Raw genomic sequence first — 22,113 nt, 5'->3', positions numbered from 1 at the left:
ACGCTACAGGAGGAAATAAATATTTTCTCCTGTATTAACAAGGCCATAAGAACCACTAAGGCAGCAATGTCTCACTTTCTGCCTGATAAATACAACAATACAACAAAAGAAAATAGATATGAAAAAAGCATTAGTACTGGCAACGGCAGCACTACTGGGTATGTCTTCAGGCTCATACGCTTTAGACGATGTTAACGGTATGTATCAAGAGAAAGCTGATCACACCAAATATGACCCGAAAACAAACCCTATGCCGATGGTTCGACCACTTGATATGCCGATGTTTCATCTTGGTTTTCCAAGAGCAACATTTATTCCTATGATCCTACCCTCAGATACCGATGGGCTATTCAGTGGTGGTATTGAGCATATTGAACATGATTATTATGGCCCGCCACACATCCACTACCACCGTACTGAAACGGTTATCGTCACTGAAGGTACTATTCAGATGCGCGTTGGTGACAAAGATATGGTGGTTACAAAAGGTCAATGGGTGCACGTCCCTGCTGGACAGGTTCATGGTTATAAATCCACGGGTTCACCGGCCAAGTGGGTTATTTTGTGGAACTATTTAGACAAGCCAACACATAAACCACTGCCGAAAGAGTGTGATCGCTCAGACTGGACCGCACAAATGAATGCAGACCCCTTGAAAATGACCGACTGGTACAACAACTGCGTTGAAGACTTCCAAATGCTCGACGGTCCTCTACCGTACGAACAAAAACCGTGGAAAGACACGTTACCAAGATAATAGCTGATATTACAGGTGGAAATTCTTTCTTCCACCTGTAACAATCAAACCTTATGGTAGATTATCTTGAAAATAGAAATGAAAAAGCCAAATACAACGGCGAGCCCAGGTAATTCAGTCGACCTAACAGATCTCATCAGTTTTTATCCAGAAACGGGCCGTCTACAATTCTCTGATGAATACGTTTCTCTAATCCAGACCTCTGCCTTAGCTCGAATGAAAAGAGAAATCGTTGAAATTATTGGCATCCGAGAGACATCCAGAATTTTTTGCGAACTCGGATTTTCATCCGGAAAACGAGATGCACTCACCTGTCAGAAAACCTATAAAGAAAGCCCTATAAAAGAGATTTTTGCTATCGGTCAACAGGCACAGTCTATTCGTGGCACGATCAACACAAAAATAATACAACAAGATATAGACCCTCTTGCCCCCTATTTTTATGAAGAAAGAACCTTTACCGGTAATTTCGAAGTAGACGCCATACTCCAAAATAAAGGGTTATCTAAAAACGCAGCATGCTGGATGCAAACAGGCTATATGAGTGGCTTTGCATCAACTTTATTAAATATCCCCATTATCTATAAAGAAATTGAATGCGAAGTATCCGGTCACCAATGCTGTAGATTGATAGGCAAACAACTATCAGATTGGTATGAAGATGAAATACACGATCAACTCAAATATATTTCACTCTGCCAAGAGTCTACGACTGCACCAAAACAGCGCCCCCATAACACGTCGGCTATTTTGACTAACGATATCACTATTGAAACCACTCATGGTGTGATTGGTAGTTCAGACGCACTTAAAAAATGCTTAGCCCGAATCAAGAATGTTGCCAACGCTAATACATCTGTACTTTTCTTAGGCGAGACAGGAGTGGGGAAAGAAAAACTCGCGCAGACGTTGCATACGATCAGTAATCGCAATAACCACCCCTTTATTGCCATAAACTGTTCGGCAATACCAGATGAATTAGTTGAATCGGAGCTTTTTGGCGTACAAAAGGGAGCTTATACAGATGCAAGTAAATCCAGAGCGGGTCGATTTGAAAGGGCAAATGGAGGAACGCTTTTTCTCGATGAAATAGGAGATCTATCTTGGGAAGCACAAACCAAACTTTTAACGGCTCTTCAAGATAAAGAAATTGAACGAGTCGGCGATAGCAAAACAATATCGGTTGATGTCAGAATTGTTGCTGCTACCAGCATTGACCTTAATAAAGCGGCAGCGAATGGACGCTTCAGAACCGACCTACTCTATAGACTCAACGTATTTCCGATTCACATACCCCCATTAAGACAACGAAAATCAGATATTCCGATGTTTCTCCATCACTACATAAAACATTTCAGTAAAATCCACAAAAAAAATATCAGCGGTATTTCTTCCCGTGTCGTAGAGCAATTAACTAACTACACTTTCGAGGGAAATGTCCGAGAGCTAGAAAATATCACCGAGCGCGCAGTTATCTTAGCAGAAAATAATGAAACCCTTGATTATGGACATTTTTCAAATTTAGAAGGCTCATTGAATCTTGAGGTTGATACAACAGGTCAAGAAGCAGCCCCTCTATATGATTCTATCCTTGATGATATGACAAGAGACCAACTTCAATACGCCGATATCCAAACTCTCTTTTTAAAGAATATCGTTGCGAAAAATAATGGTAATATATCGAAAACTGCACGTGAACTTGACATGACAAGGATAAAACTCGAATACCGATTGAAGAAGTCGGCTAAGCATGCCAAAACGTAACAGCCTAAAATGGGGCTGCTACAACCGGCCTCGACACATTCAAAGCGTTCATCGAGTACATCCTAAACCACTGAGCAATGCTGTTAAGCCCAATTTCGTCAACGTCTATACCATCGAATTTCCATCCAAAATAATTTTCAAATAATTACCATTAACGCTAAATCTTATGTTTTTGACAATAAAGAAGGGTATAACGATCAATAGTGAATCTCTTATCCCGTTGTCGCATTTATTCTAAAACCCTCAACTCGCTACGTTTTGTTTCACTCTCAAGCAAAATCCATAGTAACTACAAGGCGCTTTTCACCACCGGAAACTGCTGGAGAACGATGCACCGCTCCCAACCCATCATTGCCATACCAGCCATCACCTTTTAACAGAACAATATCTCCCGAGTTAACCTGTTGAATACAAGCTGGACTAGAAATCAGCCCTGACTCATCGTCATTCAAACCCATATTTCCAGAGCCCAGCTTGCCGCGGTCTACATCACTATTATGAAGCCACTCTGTTCCTTGCCCCTGATAAGTGCTGACTAAACGACAACCTAATTTGTCAGTATGGAAACGGGGGCACATCGCACGATCCAGCACCTGTAGCCTTACACCAACCTCATCAAGTTCAAACAAGCAGGCATACATATCAAGCAACAAGGCCAGATCATCGATGAACGCTGATTGGCTTTCCAGATCAGGCAATAAAGATCTTAGAGACGAAACCGCTTTCTCAGGATTAATGACAGAGCGAAGATTAAATGCGTATTTCGGTGATTGCGAACGCTTGTTTCGGTTTATTCCGAACACCTGAACCAGCACTTTTTCTCTTTCCCTATTTTTACTCTAAGTGTTCGGATTGCGCCAGTTTTCTCATTGACTCTCCTCCCAGTTCTATTCGATGACTATTGTGAACTAGACGATCCATTAGAGCGTCTGCGACGGTGGCGTTGCCGATCATGTTGTGCCACTCCTTGACAGGTAACTGACTGATGACGATTGTGCTGCTGTTTTGGTAGCGGTCTTCAAGCACTTCTAACAAGTGACCAGCATGCTCTTGAGTCAGTTTTTCCATCCCCCAGTCGTCTAGGATAAGCAGGGCTTTTTTAGCGAGAGACTGAAGTTGCTTTTGATAGCTACCATCCAGACGACCTGCGGTCAGATCATCAGCAAGCGAGTTAATCGGTAGTATCTGACGGTTTGCTGTTGGTCGCAGGCGCTGGTTGCCAGAGCGCAACCAAGATAGGTTTTTCCTGCACCTGTTGGGCCTGTAATCAAGATATTCTGGTGCTTGTGCAGATAACTCCCCGTCAGAAGTTCGCTCATCTGTTTGCGATTGAGGTTTCGTCCCTCCTTGTAGATGAGTTGACTCGGTTGCGCATCCACTCTCAGCTTAGCTTGTCGTTTTAAGCGTTGTATTTTGCTCTGATTACGGTTCAAGATCTCGCTTTCCAGAAGCAAGCTTAACCGCTCCTCGAAGTTCAGCTCTGCGTAAGTGGTCAGTTGCTCTTGTTGCTGCTCTAACGCTTTCGCCGCATGGCTCAAGCGGAGGCTTTTGAGTTGATCATTAAGTGCGTTCATATCTTTTCTCCTAGTGATAACAGGTCGGGCCTCGAACATTGCTGTGAACAAGGTTCGGCGTATTCGCTTTGTCTTTACTCAGTTGCCCTTCACGATTGTTCTTGAGTAGATTGTTGACGAAGGTGTAATTGGGTTTTGTCAGCATCAGTGCATCTTTACAGGCTTGCTCTAGGCGCGATTCACCATGGGCTTTGCTTAGGTTGAGTAACCCCAGACAAGAACGATAAGACTGCTCTGGATGAGGCTTGGAGTTAAGCATCTTATTGACAACTTCTCGTGTGGCTGGGCCGATATTGGCTCCCCAGTTGAGTAAGCGTCCAGGCGACCACTTTTGATGTTGATGATGACTCGGCATGTGCTCTGGTTGAGTGCTGTTTCCGTGCTCCCTTTGGCTACGTGGGTGCTGAGCGACCAAGTTACCTTGATGGTAGATTTGCACCAAACGGTTGGAAGCTTCCAGTTCGACATGATGGCCAACAAGCTGATGAGGAACCGAGTAGTAATGGCGGCGATATTCGATGTGATAATCAGGCCCCACTTTGGCTCGTTTGGTTTCGGTATATAGGTATCGCTGCTTAGGCAGTGGCTTCAATGCAGGTTTATCGAGTTTGTCGAACAGCACTTTACGACTTGCACCATACTGTTTCATCTCACGTTGATTTAAGTCATTCATAAGCTCACGGATGGCCAAGTTCAGCTCTTTGAAGGTATGGAAGGTTTGGTGTCGTAGCCGCATCATGATCCAACGTTCCACTAGGAGCACGGCATTCTCTGCCTTGGCTTTGTCTTTCGGTTTGTAGGGGCGAGCAGGCATCACAGCAGTTTGATAGTGATTTGCCAGTTTTTGATAGCTGTCATTAAGTCTTGGCTCATAGCGATTAGCTTTGGTGACCGCGCTACGCAGGTTATCGGGAACCAAGAGCTGTGGTACACCGCCGAAGTGTTCGAACACATTCGCATGCGCCTCTAACCAGTAAGACTTACCTTGACTAGGGAAGGCTTCAACATAGGTGTAATTTGACGCGCCTAAGGTCGCTACGAACACTTCGGCTTCGCGCACTTCACCTGTATTAGGGTTGACGACTTGAAGCCGAGGCCCACAGTAATCGATAAACAGCTTGTCACCTGCAACATGGAGCTGACGCATGCTGCGCTTTTGGGTTTTGAACCAGCGAGTGAAGTGCTCGCAGAACTGAGTGTAAGCGTAAGCCTGCTCTTGATATTGCTCATGGTATTCCTGCCACAACAACATCTTTGTCATGCCTTTACGCTTGAGTTCGACAGCGTACTGAGCGAAGTCTGGCATGACCTTGTGTCGACTGGCTTTCTTCGAATGATAAAGAGCTTTAGTAAGGTCTGTATCACTGCAACCTTCTGGGAGAGGCCAGCCTATCTGACTTTGCTTAAAGCGAGCGACAAGTTCTGAGACTGTTGCAAGACTGACATTGAGACAACTGGCAATACTACGGTAGGACAACCCACACTCGTACTTAAGGCGTAATACCTCTTTGATTTTGTTCATTGGCGTTCTCTTTTTAGCCATTGTCGCTTCCTTACGTTCTTTTTTAAGAAGTAAAGAATAGCGAGCTATTGATTTAAAAGAGAAAAAGGAAGGATTTCGGGCATTCCGAACGCGGTTTTCGCTATTCCGAACGCTGATTTCGGAGTTCGCTTAAAAGTGTTCGGATAATCGCGGAATGTGCGTTCGGATTAAACCGAAATAGGTGTTCGGGTCATACCGAAATGGCTGTTCGGAATGCTCCGAAATACGCAGATTAAAACCAGGTTTGCTTGTGACTAGCATCTGGCAATAGCCAGCGACTTCTTTTGCCAACGTTCGCTCTAACACGACTAGATTTATCTGTTCTTGATAAATCTTTGCCATCACTTCAGGCATTAAACCTGATGCATAGCTCTGCTCTCCAAGACCAATACAACCTGCCCGATTTTCTTCCCGCTCTACCACATTCATACCAACACCTGACATAATTGCTACATCTCATTAAGGTTATGTTATAACATCTTTAATCAAGTTATTCTAACATCCGATAGATTATTCATGTCAGGAGACTGCTATATGAGCAAGATGTTCTTTCAACGTCTGGAAAGCAATGCCCACAATCACAGACTGCCATTAGCAGAGGTGATGGAGAACCTTTGCTTTAATGAAAACGGGCTCATTCCCGTTATCACCCAAGACTGCTCGACCAAAGCGGTATTAATGCAGGCCTGGATGAATAGAGAAGCACTGGATAAAACGCTATATACAGGACATATGATTTACTGGTCACGAAGTCGTTACTGCTTCTGGGAAAAAGGAGCAACCAGTGGCCATACCCAAAAATTGATCAGCATCTCATTTGATTGCGATGGTGATGTCATTCTCTGCCAAGTGGAGCAGAAAGGTGCAGCCTGTCATACTGGTCGCCCCTCATGCTTCTATCTCGAAGTTGAGCCTGAACAACAACAGGTTAGGATTATTGGGGATGCTCAGCAGCCATGACGACCCCATCTGCTTATACAGACAATCCCGTTTAACGAATGAAGATGAAAAACTTCTAGTAGATCTACGAACTTCTAACCTACTCCAAGAAGGTTCAAATAGCTCAGCTAGACAATCGTACCGTGAATAACGAAATCTGCCCCCCGATCGAGAGAAACAGTCTATCCCCGCGGAACAGTGCCATGCAGACATACATTTGCATCGCAGCTATTATCAACAGGTATGATATCGAAAGGCTGGATCGCGCAACAAATGGGACAAACCAGCACTAAAATGCTAGATGATCACTATGCTAAATAGATACCAGAGGATGCTCCGCCGATGGCGAATATGATTAACAAGATAATGGAATTTTCGAATCAAACAGCCCCACAGATGCCTCAGAAAAAGGACGATACACTGTAAGTCATAGAAATATAAGATAAAAAATGGCGGTGAGGGAGGGATTCGAACCCTCGATACCTTGCGGTATACACACTTTCCAGGCGTGCTCCTTCGGCCACTCGGACACCTCACCACGTTTGCTTGTTTACACAAGAGTTGCTGTAAACGCTCTGAGAGCCGATCTCAGAGGTCGCGTACTTTAATAGAATTCAGGACTTAAATCAAACATATGAAGGGCTTTTTAACGACTTTTTTAGGATTAATCAAAAACATCAATTAATTGATAAAAAATAGCCACAACAAAGAAAACCCCGCCGTGAAGGGCTTCACGGCGGGGTCTGTTAGGCATAAAAAGATCAGGGACGGGACATACCCCTATAAATGATCTCTTAGTCAGCCTGACGGCGCAAAAACGCCGGAATATCAAGAAACTCCATATCGTCAGTGCCTGTTTTGCGTGTTTCAGCAACCGGCTCAGGTTCAACCACAGGATTATCCTGCGCGCGGACAGAGTCATTACGGTTACGCATCACCGTTGGTAGTTCCAACTGGCTATAATCACTTACAGCGCTAGCGGCACGGCGTGAGCCTGTCGCGCCTGTTGTACCATTGCTAACCACTCGAATATCTTGTTTCTCAGCACCACCGAGACCTGTCGCAACAACGGTCACTTTAATCTCATCAGTCATTTCTGGATCGATAACGGTACCAACGACGACAGTAGCGCTGTCAGAAGCAAACTCTTCGATCACCTGACCCACATCGCTAAATTCACCCAAGCCTAAATCTAGGCCTGCCGTTATATTAACCAAGATACCGCGAGCGCCCATCAGATCAACATCTTCCAGCAGTGGGCTACGTACAGCCGCTTCTGCCGCTTCAACGGCACGGTTCTCACCTCGAGCTGAGCCAGTCCCCATCATCGAGGTACCCATCTCTGACATAACAGTGCGCACATCAGCGAAATCGACATTGATCATACCCGGACGGATAATCAAGTCAGAAATACCCTGTACCGCGCCTTTCAGCACATCATTCGCTTCATCAAATGCTTTCATTAGGGTGCAGTTCTTACCCAGCACCTGAAGCAGTTTTTCGTTAGGCACAATAATCAGTGAATCAACATGCTCGGATAGCTCTTTGATTCCTTGGTCGGCAATCAGCATGCGCTTCTTGCCTTCAAACGGGAATGGCTTAGTCACCACGGCAACAGTCAAAATACCGAGCTCTTTAGCCACTTCAGCCACAATTGGTGCTGCACCTGTACCGGTACCACCACCCATACCGGCGGTGATAAATACCATATCAGCACCGCTCAGCATCTCGACGATCTGATCGCGATCTTCAAGCGCCGCATCACGACCAATATCAGGGTTCGCGCCAGCTCCTAGCCCCTTGGTGATCTCGCCACCCAGCTGTAGGACGTTGCGTGAGCCCATATTATTCAGTGCCTGTGCATCGGTATTCGCACAGATAAATTCAACCCCGCCCACTTCTGACGAGACCATGTGCTGGACCGCGTTACCGCCGCCACCACCCACGCCAATCACCTTGATGACCGCGCTTTGTGCAATATTATTAACTAGTTCAAACATGTCCCATTCCTCCAGGTTCAGTGCCCAACCCGCACCTGTTGTATTGCTTATTATTACGTTCGGTTTATTCGCTATCTGTCACATCCTGTGAACCTATCGATCGAGGTCATTCGCTGACCTACAATCGACACTCGGGGAACACTTCAAAAGTTCCCCTGAAACCAAGTCTTCATCCGCTGCAGAACATTGGGTTGCTCAACACCATCGTCAACCGGTACCGCTTCAGCCATATGCTGATTATCTTGTTTAGCGTATTGCAGCAAGCCAATGCCGGTGGCATAGATAGGGCTATTCAAAATATCGCCCATTCCCCGCACACCTTTTGGCAATGCTAGGCGCACCGGCATGTGGAAAATTTCTTCCGCCAATTCTACTGCACCTTCCATCTTCGCCGTGCCGCCGGTCAGGACAATACCTGCCGCGACTAAATCTTCAAATCCACTGCGTCTCAGCTCAGCCTGTATCAGGGTGAACAGTTCGTCATAGCGAGGCTCGACCACCTCAGCTAACGCCTGCCGGGATAGATCCCGTGCTGGACGATCCCCCACACTCGGCACCTTAATGGTGTCATCGGCACTAGCCAACTGCGCCAATGCGCAGGCATATTTAATTTTGATCTCTTCTGCATGGGGTGTCGGTGTGCGTAACGCCATAGCGATATCGTTGGTCACCTGATCACCGGCAATGGGAATCACTGCCGTGTGGCGAATAGACCCCCCGGTAAAGATAGCGATATCAGTCGTGCCGCCACCCATATCCACCATGCAAACGCCCAACTCTTTTTCGTCATCGGTCAGTACCGAATAACTGGACGCTAATTGCTCCAACACCGAGTTATCCACCGCTAAACCGCAACGCTGAACGCATTTTTCAATATTCTGTACCGCGTTCACCGCGCCGGTCACCAGATGCACCTTGGCTTCCAATCGAACACCGGACATCCCCAATGGCTCACGAATGCCTTCCTGGTTATCGATGACATATTCTTGCGGTAAAATATGCAGAATCTTTTGATCAGCAGGAATCGCCACCGCTCGGGCCGCATCAATCACTCGTTCTAGATCATGTTCCATTACTTCACCCTCACGCACCGCGACAATGCCGTGAGAGTTCATGCTCTTGATATGACTGCCGGCAATACCCACCGTTACCGAATGGATCTTGCAGCCGGCCATCAGCTCAGCCTCTTCTACCGCCCGCTGAATAGAATGCACAGTGGACTCAATATTCACCACCACCCCGCGCTTAAGCCCGCGAGACTCATGAGAGCCAATGCCAACGATATCGATTGTGCCGTCTAGGCCGACCTCGCCCACTAGACACACCACTTTCGAGGTGCCTATATCCAGTGCCACGATCATATTGCTCGTCATTGCCATATCAAGTCACATTTTGAAATTCGTTGTTCCGTCACAGAACACTCAAATTACCAGGCTGATGTTTGTTTCAGTCCTGAATATTATTTAACCAACAGCGGATGTTTTTCATCCACTTAAATCATTCTTTTTGCTAAGACCCGTATTATTGATAACTACAGCAAAAAATAAACCAAATATTTACGAAAATGAGTATTTATCTAAACAAAAGTTTGCAATAACAAAATACCAGCCCCAAATTTGGTCTATTTATCTATATCGGCCATATTTTGCTATCTTTAGCAGCAGATACCCTTGCCACATCAGCCATTACAGCAAATATAGCACTTCTTAGATAACCTCTCTATTTTTATCATATATCCAGACTTTTTTGTACAAAAAATATACAAAAATCAAAATCAAATTTTGATCAAAAACATAGCAATCATTATTTAATCTTGATGTTTTTAAGAATTTTCAATATTTAATATTGATGATTTTGAGAAATTTCAAAATTAAGTTTTGATTTTTCACTAAAAATCAACATGGCATATTGATATAAAAATAGGGGCTAATAATGACGATATAAATCGGGGGTTAATAGTTCAACGCCATCACTCGTAGCCAGTGCGGTAGTTATAACCTGTATCAACGTTACGCCAATCCTGTCGTTCAGGAGACTGCTGTAGATAAGTTCTAATCGACGTTGTGCCATCAGCAAGAAAGCTACTATCAAGAAAGTTGTCCAGCACCGCTTGACCCTGAGAGGCCATCGCTTGCAGACAGAATGCCAGATAACGAGGAAACGGAAGAATATCATCACGCCAGAGAGACCCGTGATAAAAATCCCCGACCCGGCGCTCATACTCCTGCGGGGTAATACATTTATTTAGCCGGTAATCGAGATCATTGTAAGCGGTACACATACGCCCCACATTCGGTTCTGCAGGATTAACTGAACCATCAAGCCTCACAGTCTCCACTTCGACCCAACGAAACCGGTGTTCCCGTTCATAAAGCGCCGTAAAGTCATCAACCGAACATTCAAACTGGCTGCAAATAATCTCTCCAGTCTTAACTGCCTGTGTAGAACAGGATGCTAATTGTAGATTAGCCGGGTCAGCGCCAAAGCGACTGATAAAGACGACTCCGACTTTATTAAAGATGCGTCGATAACCGGGCACCCGCACTAACCGAAAATTTTGCAGCGCAGGCACGGTTTGCAAAGCAGAATGCTCAGATAAGAGTGAGCCATAACCCACCACCGAAATCATCACTCGAGAATCTCCAACTGTTCCGCATCGGGGTCAGAATCAAGGGCTTTATCGGCCAGTTTTTTATCCAGCTCTTTCTTACTCTTAACCCCGAGTTTGTGCAGTGAAGCGGCTTGGCTTACTAAATTACCCCGTCCAGTGCTGAGCCGTTTATGGGCCGTTTCATAAGCCGCCTGAGTACGCCCCAAGTGACGCCCCACATCGTCTAACGACTCCACAAAACCAACAAACTTATCATGCAGCTCACCGCCCCGTTGGGCGATCTCTTGAGCAAAACGGTTTTGTCGTTCATAGCGCCAAATATTATTGATGGTGCGTAGCGTCACTAACAAAGTTGAAGGGCTGACTAAAATAATATTGCGTTCATAGGCAAAGCTGAAAAGCTCTTTATCCTGTTGCAGCGCCAGCAAAAAAGCCCCTTCCACGGGGATAAACATCAAGACGAAATCCAGTGAACGCACCCCTTCGAGGCTCTGATAAGCTTTATCACTTAAGCCGCGTACATGGCTGCGAATGGATTGCAGGTGCGCAGCTAATGCCTGTTCCTGCATCCGCGTTTCACCACTAGAACAATATTTTTCATAAGCCGTTAGCGACACCTTAGCATCGACAATAACATCTTTATCATCCGGTAAACGGATAATCACATCGGGCATATAGCGCTGCCCCTCTTCGTTCAGAGAGACCTGCGTTTCATATTCATAGCCTTTGCGCAGCCCCGATTGTTCCAATACCCGCTCAAGGATAACTTCGCCCCAGTTACCCTGAGTTTTACTTTCCCCTTTAAGGGCATTGGTCAGATTGACCGCATCGGCACTCATTTGCTGATTCAACTCTTTCAGCTGGGTAATCTGTTCATATAATGAACGCCGATCTTTGGCCTCCTTGTCGTAGACATCATCAACACGCCGTTTAAACTCACCGAGTTGATCCCTTAAGGGCGTCAGTAAAGAGCCGAGAGAATCTTTATTAGCGGAAGTGAATTTAGCGGATTTCTCTTCAAAGATTTTATTCGCCAAATTCTGAAATTCACTTTTCAGTTGATCCCGCGCTTCGGTGAGCAACTGCAGCTTTTCAGATTGCGATTCCCGCTCGCTTTCGAGTCGGCTTTCTAATTCGGCAATTCGGGCCTGCCGCTGACTCAGTAAGCGCTGTAGGTTATCCACCTGCTCATGCTGTTCGGCCAACTCATCGTCTTGATGATACTTCTGCGCTTCAATCTGTTGCAGGCGCACTTGATCTAACTCTAATTCACGTACCCTCGCACGACTCTGTTGTTGCTCCCGCTCAAGTAACTGAGCGCGTTCAGCCGAGCTATTCAGTTCAACCTGAAAACGCTCAAGTTGTTCCTGAGCTTTAAGCCTCTCGGTTTCGTAAGCCTGTAACTGCTGATTAAAAAGTCCTTTGAGCTTCACTGCGTTTAACTGCCACAACAGTACCCCCAACAGCAAGCCAAGCCCGAGGCCAATAATCGCAGTGATGAAGGGGTCATTGAGTAATGCAGTAAGGGTCGGTTCCATTGTTGTTCCTTAATAACGGACGCTGAGAAGCGGTCTTACCAAAAGTAATACAGCAAACCGACAGACACGAGCGTGAGCGGTAACATAATAAACAGGTTGACCTTGTCACCAAACATACGTTGCGTAATGCCCACTGAGATCGCAGGAAAAGAGATGAAAATACTGCTCAGGGGTATCCACCATTCCAATAGACGAAAACCGTAAGCCAGCGCGCCAATCAGCGTCAACGCCCCGAGATTACCCGCCATAATAACCAACACAGCGCCATTTCGACTCTGCAGGAAAGCGGACTTCTCAGCCTCTGGTAGTTTATTCAGCTGACCGGCACTGAGGGCGGTAGACATAGATACAAAACCGGTAACAAGAAACAGAATCAGGGGTTCCAAAGGATTACTCCACTATGACAGATATTAAAGAAGTCCATTGTAAGGGATTTTTCATCTTCAACCTATGGCCTCACCGCCCTGACAGCGGAAAAAACAACCTATTTACAGCCCAACGACAGCGTCACAATGCAATTATCCCTAACGCGCCTGAAAGTGATATTATTCACCCCTATTTTACTCCGCAGCGGATGGCATCGACGCCAGTAAGCTTCGGCCCTGACCCGCCATATTGAGAGACTCAGCATGACCCAGTATCTGGTTGATGAAGCCATTGAAGATTACGCCTTTATCCATACCGGTGAAGAGCCGCCCTTACTTCGGGAGCTCATCGACCAAACTAACGAGAATATGGGCTGGCCGCAGAAACTTTCGGGCCGTTTAGTGGGTCGTACATTGAAACTACTCAGCGCTATCCACCAGCCGAAAGTCGCTTTAGAAATTGGTATGTTTACCGGTTATTCCGCCCTCTCGATTGCTGAAGGAATGCCCGATGACGGACGGCTCATCTGCTGTGAAACGAATCCTCGGGCGATTGAATTCGCGCAAACCTTCTATGACCGCAGTGAACACGGTCATAAAATTGAAGTGATCTTTGGCCGAGCGCTGGAAACTATCGAGAAACTTGACCTCGAACTCGATTTCACCTTTATCGATGCCGATAAACGTAACTACCTCAACTATTACAACCGCGTCAAAGAGATGACCCGTCCCGGTGGGCTGATCGTACTCGACAACGTGCTTTGGTCAGGCAAGGTGGTACAACCAGAATCTGATATCGATGATGTGTTAGTAGAAACGAATCGGGTTATCGCTGAAGACCCCAATGTGGAAAACGTCTTCCTAACCGTACGCGACGGCCTCAACGTTGTACGCAAAATCCGCTAATACGCCGCGTAAACAATTAGACCGATAGGATTAACCATCATGGGGTTTATCATTCGCGCCAACGGCGATGATTTCACAATTGAACAACGGCATCCAATACACGCAGACAACATTAATGATGACGCACCTCTCGCGCCGACCGATTATCAGATCGATAGTGCCGATACATTGCTCAGGCTTTATGTGGCCACCGATCGAGATGCACCGCTGTTTTCAGCGTTGCAGCAGATCAGAGACCACCTGCTTACTGACCTTGATGCCATTGAAACCCGCGCCGAAATTTACGGTCTGATACACTGGCTATTAGACGATCATGGTATTCGGGCCGACGGGGCATCCTTAGAAGAAACCGCAGACCGCCTCAGCGATCTTGATATTGCCGCCGACAGTGATCAATATACAGCTATGATCTTTCACCTCAAGGATGCGGTTGACCGACTCTACGAGATGGAATTAGACGATATTTGACTAAACAACCGTCAATGAACACATAAGGAGAGCTGCATGCGTAAGTTGTTGATAGCAACAGTTCTCCTGATTATGTTGATTGGCGGAATCTATATCGCCCTGCCCGCCATTGCCGAATACAGTGTCCGCCAAGCCCTAACAGAACAGCAGATCGATGCCAGCTTTGTGCTACAACGCCCCGGCCTTAACCGCATCGAAGTACGAGAACTTAAGCTGGAAAAAAACACCGCTGAGCAAGCCTTCACACTCACCGCCGACTCCATCAGCCTACGCTTTAATCCTTGGCAATTATTTGATACCGGCCGTATCGATACCTTAGAGATAAACGCTCTTGCACTGGACCTCCAACTGACGCCACAACCCAATGGCGCAGTCCAATCGGAACAAATATCACTACCGTTTCCTCCTTTACCGTCCTATATTCTTGGTCTAATCCCGGCCAGCAGCGTCAACCTGTCACATTACCGCGTTAATATCACCCGCGGTTCTGAAACAAACAGCCTCATGCAGCTAGGATTTTCAGGCAGCGCCAACGCCACTAATGAGCAACTGAGTTTAACGATCAATCAGATCGATGACGCACCCGATCTGCACCTCCTACTGACACTCAATAAACAAGATAACGTGGATATATCACTCTACACTGGCGACGACATCGCCCTAACAACCGAAGCCTCCCTGAGCTACCAGCAACCTCAGATCAATAGCCAAAGCAAGACCCTTTTCTATCCCGAACAGTTGCCCCATATACTGCAGCAACCCTTGTTAACGACCCTTATCGAGCTGCCGGATATTGCCGTCTTACCTCACATCACTGGCACAGTGACCTTGACGGGGCAGAGCCAGTTTTCCCTAAACGATGATTTAAACGAAGGCCAACACCGCTACCAACTCCATCACCAGGTTGCCATAACCGAACTACCCACTATTGAAAAACTAACCGTACAGCAAGATACCCTGCTGACACTGAACGGCGATGCTATAACCCTCACGGTGAACAGTTTATCGGCCAATGGACAACAGTTTAGCCTCATCCCAGAACCCAAAAAAAACGCCATGCAAGTCAGTACGACCGCCCTGCGTATCGACTTACTCAAGCCCCTTACACTGAGTAGCAGTATCAAACAGCTCCGCCAGCAAGGTCTAAAAGCCATTCAATTACCAAACACACAACTGCAAATAAGCCCTCAGCCTATCAGTATCCAACTGGCGGGACAGCCAACCATCTTGCTTAAAAGCACGCCGCTGAAACTCGCGCTATCGCAGATCAACCTTAATGATAAACGCGCCCAAGCCAAGCTAACCACAGACCTCATTGAGACGCGCTACGGCGCCCAGTCACTCCCAAGCATAACCTTAGATAACACCGCCACCATCTCCTCGACTAACATCAGCAACATCTTTAACCTCAAGCTCAAAGATCGCCTGCTTGCCAGTGAGACTCAGGTTCGCGGCTCAACGAACACCACGCTAAACACCGGTCGCACTACCGGCAGTTGGAAAACCAGCATTCCCCTGACAGGCATCGAAAAGCTGATTCGCCGCTTTAGCACCGCGCTTCCTCCTGAGCTAATTTTTACCGGCGGCAAACTAAACCAACAAGGCTGGCTCGATAGCAACAAAACAGGTATTGCCCTACGGCTATTAAATCAGACAGAACACGCCAGCCTCAGCTATGATCAAACCCACCTTTACGAGATTGATTGGAATTCAGAAACCGTTAAGAACCATCAAGGTAAAGTAGATGATAACGGTCAACTGACGATCGCCTTTATCGATGTCGGCGTGCCACTGGAGAATTTTGCCGGTCGCTACCATTTTGAACAGCATCTTAGCGGGCAACCGGTGCTGCACTTGGAGAGCAGCACCGTCGACCTATTAGGTGGCACGGTCACTACCTTGCCGGTAACAGTTTCCTTGGATACGCCAAACTTTAGCACCGCTGTCGCGGTCACCGGCATCGATTTAGCCCAGTTGATTGCGCTAGAGCAACAGGAGGGGCTAAGCGGCTCCGGCACACTCAATGGGCAGATGCCAATTCAGGTATCAAATGGCGCATTAACCATTGTTGGTGGACAGATTATCAGTGACGCAGAAGGAGGCTGGATTCGATTTGACCCTCCACCCGCCATGCTAGCCCTGACGAAAACCAATCAGGCATTGGCAATCGCCTTCGGTGCGCTAGGCAATATGCACTATGAACGCCTCGGCATTGAGTTGGATTACCAGCCGGACGGTGAAGCTCTGCTAAAAACCCATTTAAAGGGCCACAATCCGGACTGGAACAAAGGACAGCCGGTAGACTTTACGATCAATATTGAGGAGAACATCCCCAAATTGATACAGGCACTACAATTTACAGACAAATTGACCAAAACCTTAGAGAAACGCTACCGTTGACAGGTTACAATCAGGCAGCAAAGCCTCAACAACGGCATCGTAAACATGCTCTACAATTGACGGAGAACAGCACATGTCCATGCCAAAAATACTACAATCGCTGGCATTCAGCAGCCTGATGGCGATGTTAGCCGCCTGCTCGCCAACGGTGCAGGTCGCTGTTCCTAATGAACCGATCACCATCAACCTCAATGTTAAAATCAAACATGAGATACTGATAAAGGTTGATAAAGAAATTGATAATCTGTTAGAAGAAAACAGCGAACTATTCTGAGGCGCAGCAACATGAAACAGATAAAAACGATCCTAACATTCGCCACCCTCCTACTCAGCCTAGTGATCACGCCAGTCTGGGCAATCAGTCTGGATGATGCCAAGCATCAAGGCATGGTCGGTGAACAGCTTAATGGTTACCTCGGTGTCGTCAAAAGCTCCTCTGAGGTCAATGCATTGGTGAAAAAAATCAATGAAAAACGGCGTGAAGCCTATGCCGATACCGCTCGCAATGCGGGTGTCGATATCAATATTATTGAACTACGCATTGGTGAACGCTTGATTAAACGGGCCTCTCCGGGGCAATATATTCAAACCCCGAACGGGCAGTGGTCCAAAAAGTAAATCGTAAACCAAACTAGGACAGTCATGTGAGCACCTTTGGCATATCAGCTAAACCCTCATATCGTTCAAATAATGCATTAGGCTTTTTTATCTGTGTGGCCAGTCTAACCATCACAGAAACCTATATCGAGCCGTTGATAGCACAGAGCAATTGCGCTCTGTGCTCTGTCATCCGTATTATTCTGTTACTGATGTCTGGGTTGTTTCTACTTAGCTTTCTCATTAATCGCAGCGTATATTTTCAGCGATTCGTCGCGACTATCCACCTATTACTGATTAGTGGTGGCATCATAACCATCATTCGCAGCTTATTCGTCGATGCCGATAACCTCGCCTCAAGCTGCGAGCTGAGCACCTCACTGCTACTCGAACAGGGCAGTTTTAGCGCCCTCTTAACAACTGCCCACAACGCTGGCATTTGCCCCTATCCCGATTGGCATATTTATCAACTTAGTGTTGCCCATCTATCATTGATTCTGATGCTAGTATTGCTGGTCTTGGTGTGGAAAATCGTAATTAAAAAACCTCAGAGAAACCTATTCTTCTAATGAATAAAACGGCTGTAATACTCACTGCGGGGCTGATGTTGCCCGCCCCCCTGATTGCCGCCGAAGCATTGCTAGGTAATGAGACGAATCCAGGCACGTTCAATTTTTATCTGGAAAACGATCTATTTGCCGATACCGATCAACAATACACCAACGGCATTCGCTTCTCTTGGACCTCCCCAGACCTAACCAGCTATCTCGATGATAATAGTCTGCCGGTCTGGGCGCGCCGCTATAACCGTTATATCACTTCGCCGCTGGGGCTATTTGATGATACCCCACCGAAACAAAATGAAATTGTTCGTAATCTGGTGATCACCTTAGGACAGCAGATGTATACCCCAAAGGATAATAAGCGCACCACCATCGACCCCGATGACCGTCCCTACGCGGGCTGGCTTTACCTCGGTATGGGTTATCATTTAAAACACCAACAACAGATGGACTCCGCGATCATTAATATCGGGGTTGTTGGACCTGCTTCCATGGCCAAAGAAGCACAGGATTTAGTGCATGATATACGCGGTATCGACAAATTTGAGGGGTGGGACAATCAGCTACACAATGAGCTCGGTATACAACTAGTTTACGAACGTAAGTACCGTACCCCGGTAAAACGAATAAAAGGTGCTCTCGAATACGATATTATCTGGCATGGTGGCGCTAGCCTAGGCAACGTCGCGACCTATATGAATGCGGGTGCTGAATTCCGTCTAGGCTGGTTCCTACCGGACGACTTTGGAACCTCATCCCTACGTCCAGGGGGCGATAACAGCGCCCCTGGCAGCAAAGATATTCGCACTCAAAGCGCTTCTGGTTATAGCCGTGAGCAGAACTTTGGCCTACATGGCTTTGTCGCCCTCGATAGCCGTTGGGTACTGCGGAATATTTTCCTCGATGGCAACACCTTCCGCGATAGCCACTCCGTGGATAAAAAGAACTTTGTCGGCGACTTCAGCGTTGGTGCCAGCATGCTTATCGCAGATTGGAAACTCTCCTACGCGCGGGTCTTTCGCAGTAAATCATTTGAGACAGAAAGCGAAACTCACAGCTTTGGCTCTATCTCCGCGTCCTATAGTTTTTAAAACTCTTTTGTAAGCGACGGTTACGGTTTTTATATACATCAATGAATAACGCCGACCATGCGCGGCGTTTACCCCTTTTAAAACCTGTCGTACATCAAGTTATCCTAAATGTTATCTTTATTTTGAAACAAAAAATACTTACCATTACTTTTACAGGGTTGTCTACATGAACGTCCGCAGTTTAGGCACCATAATAAAGAAAGGAAAGGAGAATCCTCATGAGACTTAACCGAGTGTTGAGCACCGCTATATCAACCTCTTTACTGTCTATCGCAATAGCCACCGCCAACCAAGCATTAGCTGCAGACGTCAACCTCGTTTTTGTTGTCGACGAATCCGGCTCGATGTCCGGTGAACATGCGTGGTTACCCGGTTTTACCACACAACTCGAAACAGACTTACAAACAACGGTAGGCCTAAGCTCTAGTTATGGTTTAGTCGGCTATGGTAATAACTCAGTAGTGCCTCGCCCAATCAGCGTCGGAAGCGGGCAATTTGGTAGCGCCAGCGATTTTGCCACAGCCACTTCAAACCTCGTAACAAACGGCGGTACGGAAGATGGCTATGCGGGTATTCAATATGCGCTAGATAACCTAACATTTGATGCCGGCGCACGGGTGGCTGTCGTACTCGTCACCGATGAAGACCGGGATAACACCGACTCCTCTCTGACTTACAACACCGTGCTGACAGCCCTTCAAGATAAAGGGGCAACCCTCACCGGCATCCTCAATCAGAACCTAAATTCAGCAGACAGCAGTGTCACTGTCGGTACCGATGGTACTGATAGTTATGTGGCTGATGGAAATGGCGGATTCACGACCCAAGCAGGGGTTTCTATTGATTATGCCTCTGGCACCACCACCACTGATTACACCAATTTAGCGATCGCCGCTCAGGGCTGTGTTGCCAACTTGAATGTATTGCGTAATGGCGGTACGGACGCCCAATCCTTTTCAGGTGCTTTCCTTAACTGTCTATCAAATGTAATTCAGGCTCAGCCTGGTACTAGCGGTACACAACAGCTAGCTCTCTCTTCCCGCACATTGCCCCGCATCATCAGCTACAACCGCCAAACAGGCATATTTCAGTTACAGAACATCAATCAACGGATGAGTTCTCGGCGTAGCAACCAAGTGGTTCAGGTCGACCTAGATAAACTGAAAATAGAACAAAACGGCCAGATGGTTTCCTACCGCGACATACTTGAACAACAGGGCATTAGCAATGTAAATGGCGCCGCCGCTGGTGAAGGTGAGATGTCAACATTGGCCAAAGGCTTGTTTATTGAAGGTCGAATGGATCGCGGTTCATTTGATGGCGATGCCAGTTCCGTTGGAAGTGATTATGACACCAACGGCTTAACTATTGGCTTTGACTACCGGTTTAATCCAAACCTGCTTGCCGGGGTTGCACTGGGCTACACTGATAACAATACCGAGCAAGATAATGACCAAGGTGAAACTGACACCGAAGCAACGTCTCTGTTTCTCTACGGTACTTATTATCCTACCAACAATGTATTTATCGACGGTTTAGTAGGCTATAGCTGGGCTAATCATGATATTAGCCGTAACTTCGGCGGTAATACCATGACAGCTTCTACTGATTCAGAAACTCAATACCTGATGGTGAAAGGTGGTTACAACTACGCTGTTTCAAACAGCTTGCAAGTAACTCCTACTCTCGCGGCTAACTACGAAAAAGTTAACGTAGATGGCTATACCGAAAGCGGTGTTGCACCACTGTCTGTTGGTGATGATGAGGCCGAATCTGTACGTCTAACACTCGGCGGCGAACTGGTTAAATACCTGCAAGTGAAACAGAAAGATGTTGAACTCAACGCTAATTTGGCTTTTGTCAAAGAGTTTGCGGATGATTCACGTAGTGTTGCGGTTAACTTTGTCGGTGGTTCATCTGTATTGAATATGGATATCAGTGAACTTGATCAGGAATATGTCACTCTAGGCCTTGGTACAACCGTATGGCTGTCTAAGACATCTAAACTGGCTCTGAGTTACAATACATTTATCGATAATAGTGATGTTGAAAGTCATAGCCTTGCAGCACAATTCCGCTATGAATTTTAACGGTAACTTACGCTGAAAAGCATTGTTAAAAAAGGCCATTGCCTGACGTTTGTCAGGCTTGGCCAAAGGGCGATACTAACACTGTGTATCGCCCTCTTTTCTCTCTTCATACATGGCTGCCAATCTCAGCCAACACAACCGAATCCAGCGCAGAGTTCACCACCTGGATTTACGTTTGAAAAAATTCGTTCTACTGAATTTGACCACTGGCTTGCCACCCCTGAAAACACCATAACCAACCTTCGCTGCTTAACCATTTATCTTGAAGGAGATGGTATTCCGTTTTTAGCGCAGGGTAGTCGCATCTCGGCCAACCCCACCGGGTATAAAAACCCACTGTTACAGCTCAGCCAAAAAGATAATGAAAATGCGGTCTGGCTAGGACGCCCCTGTTATTTTGGCTTACAAACAAGCCGCCATTGTAACCCCCATCTATGGACCTTTGGCCGTTACTCGGAAGAAGTGGTTCGCAGCCTCACTGAACTGGTTAAGACACTCGCTGTGGATAAACCAGTTATTCTTGTGGGCCATAGCGGTGGCGGAGTACTTGCAACTCTGGTTGCTCAAAGATCACCACAGGTAACCGCAGTCGTAACACTCGCAGCCCCATTAGATACCGATCGCTGGACAGCATCACATGGTTACTCCCCTTTATACGATTCAATTAACCCTGCACAACTCCCTTCTCGAGCTGATATCTATCAACTTCACCTGACGGGCAGCCAAGATACCCAGGTTACTTTTCAGCATCAGCAAAAATACCTCCAGCATAATCCCTACGCTAAACATGCAAAACTTGCGGGTGTTAATCACCCACTGGACAATTTAGCCTCTAAAGACTGGCTAGCTTTAATACAGCAAGTAAGAAAAGCCAGTGGCTGTTACATGAACCACTAAGAAACCTTTC

Annotated in this window: 21 protein-coding genes, 1 tRNA gene and 1 pseudogene; 13 read left to right on the top strand and 10 right to left on the bottom strand. The window is 46.6% G+C overall.

All coding sequences use genetic code 11. The features are described from left to right. Positions 1-118 precede the first annotated feature (118 nt). Both AC0L4K_RS03665 and AC0L4K_RS03660 read left to right on the top strand, forming a co-directional pair. Complete coding sequence (locus tag AC0L4K_RS03665; RefSeq protein ID WP_417227779.1) at positions 119-757, top strand: cupin domain-containing protein; 639 nt, start codon at positions 119-121, stop codon at positions 755-757. Between the two features lie 66 nt (positions 758-823). After that, positions 824-2,521 (top strand): sigma 54-interacting transcriptional regulator, encoded by a 1,698-nt coding sequence (locus AC0L4K_RS03660; protein WP_417227778.1) that lies wholly within the window; start codon positions 824-826, stop codon positions 2,519-2,521. Positions 2,522-2,790: 269 nt separating this feature from the next. Here the strand turns inward: AC0L4K_RS03660 and AC0L4K_RS03655 are convergent, their stop codons facing one another. From AC0L4K_RS03655 to AC0L4K_RS03640, 4 genes and pseudogenes are all read right to left on the bottom strand, one after another. Further along, positions 2,791-3,336 carry a DUF1826 domain-containing protein gene (locus tag AC0L4K_RS03655; protein WP_473268237.1) on the bottom strand — a complete coding sequence of 182 codons (546 nt, stop codon included), beginning with the start codon at positions 3,334-3,336 and terminating at the stop codon, positions 2,791-2,793. A gap of 19 nt (positions 3,337-3,355) precedes the next feature. Further along, positions 3,356-4,095 (bottom strand): annotated as a pseudogene (istB, locus tag AC0L4K_RS03650) (IS21-like element ISVch3 family helper ATPase IstB). 10 nt (positions 4,096-4,105) lie between these two features. Next, positions 4,106-5,638, bottom strand: coding sequence for an IS21 family transposase (istA, locus tag AC0L4K_RS03645; protein WP_473268236.1), 1,533 nt, complete (start codon positions 5,636-5,638; stop codon positions 4,106-4,108). Positions 5,639-5,767: 129 nt separating this feature from the next. Beyond that, on the bottom strand, positions 5,768-6,067 hold the full coding sequence (locus tag AC0L4K_RS03640) for a hypothetical protein (protein WP_473268235.1): 300 nt from the start codon (positions 6,065-6,067) through the stop codon (positions 5,768-5,770). A gap of 105 nt (positions 6,068-6,172) precedes the next feature. Between AC0L4K_RS03640 and hisI the strand changes: the two genes are divergently transcribed. After that, entirely contained in the window at positions 6,173-6,598 is a 426-nt protein-coding gene (hisI, locus tag AC0L4K_RS03635; RefSeq protein ID WP_473268234.1) for a phosphoribosyl-AMP cyclohydrolase, read from the top strand. Positions 6,599-7,027: 429 nt separating this feature from the next. On the opposite strand, the gene AC0L4K_RS03630 is transcribed toward hisI, so the two are convergent. From AC0L4K_RS03630 to AC0L4K_RS03605, 6 genes are all read right to left on the bottom strand, one after another. Continuing rightward, positions 7,028-7,115, bottom strand: a tRNA-Ser gene (locus tag AC0L4K_RS03630). A 256-nt stretch (positions 7,116-7,371) separates the two neighbouring features. Beyond that, on the bottom strand, positions 7,372-8,577 hold the full coding sequence (gene ftsZ / locus AC0L4K_RS03625; RefSeq protein ID WP_417227775.1) for a cell division protein FtsZ: 1,206 nt from the start codon (positions 8,575-8,577) through the stop codon (positions 7,372-7,374). A gap of 143 nt (positions 8,578-8,720) precedes the next feature. Beyond that, entirely contained in the window at positions 8,721-9,956 is a 1,236-nt protein-coding gene (gene ftsA / locus AC0L4K_RS03620; protein ID WP_417227774.1) for a cell division protein FtsA, read from the bottom strand. 590 nt (positions 9,957-10,546) lie between these two features. Beyond that, positions 10,547-11,206: a gamma-glutamylcyclotransferase gene (locus AC0L4K_RS03615; protein WP_473269206.1), complete on the bottom strand. Its 660-nt coding sequence runs from the start codon at positions 11,204-11,206 to the stop codon at positions 10,547-10,549. After that, on the bottom strand, positions 11,206-12,726 hold the full coding sequence (locus AC0L4K_RS03610) for a DNA recombination protein RmuC (protein WP_417227773.1): 1,521 nt from the start codon (positions 12,724-12,726) through the stop codon (positions 11,206-11,208). The genes AC0L4K_RS03615 and AC0L4K_RS03610 overlap by 1 nt, the downstream gene beginning before the upstream one ends. 35 nt (positions 12,727-12,761) lie before the next feature. Then, positions 12,762-13,112 carry a hypothetical protein gene (locus AC0L4K_RS03605; protein WP_417227772.1) on the bottom strand — a complete coding sequence of 117 codons (351 nt, stop codon included), beginning with the start codon at positions 13,110-13,112 and terminating at the stop codon, positions 12,762-12,764. A gap of 14 nt (positions 13,113-13,126) precedes the next feature. On the opposite strand from AC0L4K_RS03605, the gene AC0L4K_RS03600 reads away from it, so the two are divergent. The 10 genes from AC0L4K_RS03600 (at position 13,127) to AC0L4K_RS03555 (ending at position 22,103) form a co-directional block, all read left to right on the top strand. Beyond that, the gene (locus AC0L4K_RS03600; RefSeq protein WP_417227771.1) at positions 13,127-13,345 is read left to right on the top strand and encodes a hypothetical protein; all 219 of its coding nucleotides are present in this window, start codon (positions 13,127-13,129) and stop codon (positions 13,343-13,345) included. 10 nt (positions 13,346-13,355) lie between these two features. Further along, on the top strand, positions 13,356-13,997 hold the full coding sequence (locus AC0L4K_RS03595) for an O-methyltransferase (RefSeq protein ID WP_417227770.1): 642 nt from the start codon (positions 13,356-13,358) through the stop codon (positions 13,995-13,997). A gap of 39 nt (positions 13,998-14,036) precedes the next feature. Then, positions 14,037-14,465, top strand: a complete 429-nt coding sequence (locus AC0L4K_RS03590) for a hypothetical protein (RefSeq protein WP_417227769.1) — start codon at positions 14,037-14,039, stop codon at positions 14,463-14,465. A gap of 36 nt (positions 14,466-14,501) precedes the next feature. Further along, positions 14,502-16,865 (top strand): intermembrane phospholipid transport YdbH family protein, encoded by a 2,364-nt coding sequence (locus tag AC0L4K_RS03585; RefSeq protein ID WP_473268233.1) that lies wholly within the window; start codon positions 14,502-14,504, stop codon positions 16,863-16,865. Positions 16,866-16,938: 73 nt separating this feature from the next. Beyond that, a complete protein-coding gene (locus tag AC0L4K_RS03580) occupies positions 16,939-17,139 on the top strand; it encodes a YnbE family lipoprotein (protein WP_417227767.1) in 201 nt (66 codons plus the stop codon). Positions 17,140-17,150: 11 nt separating this feature from the next. Next, positions 17,151-17,483, top strand: coding sequence for a YdbL family probable chaperone protein (locus tag AC0L4K_RS03575; protein ID WP_417227766.1), 333 nt, complete (start codon positions 17,151-17,153; stop codon positions 17,481-17,483). Positions 17,484-17,509: 26 nt separating this feature from the next. Then, positions 17,510-18,031 (top strand): disulfide bond formation protein B, encoded by a 522-nt coding sequence (locus AC0L4K_RS03570; RefSeq protein WP_417227765.1) that lies wholly within the window; start codon positions 17,510-17,512, stop codon positions 18,029-18,031. After that, positions 18,031-19,116: a lipid A deacylase LpxR family protein gene (locus AC0L4K_RS03565; RefSeq protein WP_417227764.1), complete on the top strand. Its 1,086-nt coding sequence runs from the start codon at positions 18,031-18,033 to the stop codon at positions 19,114-19,116. The genes AC0L4K_RS03570 and AC0L4K_RS03565 overlap by 1 nt, the downstream gene beginning before the upstream one ends. Positions 19,117-19,334: 218 nt before the next feature. Beyond that, positions 19,335-21,206, top strand: a complete 1,872-nt coding sequence (locus AC0L4K_RS03560; RefSeq protein ID WP_417227763.1) for an autotransporter domain-containing protein — start codon at positions 19,335-19,337, stop codon at positions 21,204-21,206. Between the two features lie 12 nt (positions 21,207-21,218). Then, entirely contained in the window at positions 21,219-22,103 is an 885-nt protein-coding gene (locus AC0L4K_RS03555; protein WP_473269205.1) for an alpha/beta fold hydrolase, read from the top strand. Positions 22,104-22,113: the final 10 nt, after the last annotated feature.

The sequence above is a fragment of the Amphritea sp. GJ51-11 genome (assembly GCF_055808735.1).
The sequence above is the reverse complement of the archived record's forward strand: the minus strand, read 5'-3'. Positions and strand labels throughout refer to the sequence as shown.

Excerpts from the sequence above, each read along its gene's own strand:
- AC0L4K_RS03665 (WP_417227779.1), top strand. The coding sequence starts at position 119 with ATGAAAAAAGCATTAGTACTGGCAACGGCAGCACTACTGGGTATGTCT.
- istA (WP_473268236.1), bottom strand. The coding sequence starts at position 5,638 with ATGGCTAAAAAGAGAACGCCAATGAACAAAATCAAAGAGGTATTACGC.
- AC0L4K_RS03640 (WP_473268235.1), bottom strand. The coding sequence starts at position 6,067 with ATGAATGTGGTAGAGCGGGAAGAAAATCGGGCAGGTTGTATTGGTCTT.
- hisI (WP_473268234.1), top strand. The coding sequence starts at position 6,173 with ATGAGCAAGATGTTCTTTCAACGTCTGGAAAGCAATGCCCACAATCAC.
- ftsZ (WP_417227775.1), bottom strand. The coding sequence starts at position 8,577 with ATGTTTGAACTAGTTAATAATATTGCACAAAGCGCGGTCATCAAGGTG.
- ftsA (WP_417227774.1), bottom strand. The coding sequence starts at position 9,956 with ATGGCAATGACGAGCAATATGATCGTGGCACTGGATATAGGCACCTCG.
- AC0L4K_RS03615 (WP_473269206.1), bottom strand. The coding sequence starts at position 11,206 with ATGATTTCGGTGGTGGGTTATGGCTCACTCTTATCTGAGCATTCTGCT.
- AC0L4K_RS03610 (WP_417227773.1), bottom strand. The coding sequence starts at position 12,726 with ATGGAACCGACCCTTACTGCATTACTCAATGACCCCTTCATCACTGCG.
- AC0L4K_RS03600 (WP_417227771.1), top strand. The coding sequence starts at position 13,127 with ATGACAGATATTAAAGAAGTCCATTGTAAGGGATTTTTCATCTTCAAC.
- AC0L4K_RS03595 (WP_417227770.1), top strand. The coding sequence starts at position 13,356 with ATGACCCAGTATCTGGTTGATGAAGCCATTGAAGATTACGCCTTTATC.
- AC0L4K_RS03590 (WP_417227769.1), top strand. The coding sequence starts at position 14,037 with ATGGGGTTTATCATTCGCGCCAACGGCGATGATTTCACAATTGAACAA.
- AC0L4K_RS03585 (WP_473268233.1), top strand. The coding sequence starts at position 14,502 with ATGCGTAAGTTGTTGATAGCAACAGTTCTCCTGATTATGTTGATTGGC.
- AC0L4K_RS03580 (WP_417227767.1), top strand. The coding sequence starts at position 16,939 with ATGTCCATGCCAAAAATACTACAATCGCTGGCATTCAGCAGCCTGATG.
- AC0L4K_RS03575 (WP_417227766.1), top strand. The coding sequence starts at position 17,151 with ATGAAACAGATAAAAACGATCCTAACATTCGCCACCCTCCTACTCAGC.
- AC0L4K_RS03565 (WP_417227764.1), top strand. The coding sequence starts at position 18,031 with ATGAATAAAACGGCTGTAATACTCACTGCGGGGCTGATGTTGCCCGCC.
- AC0L4K_RS03560 (WP_417227763.1), top strand. The coding sequence starts at position 19,335 with ATGAGACTTAACCGAGTGTTGAGCACCGCTATATCAACCTCTTTACTG.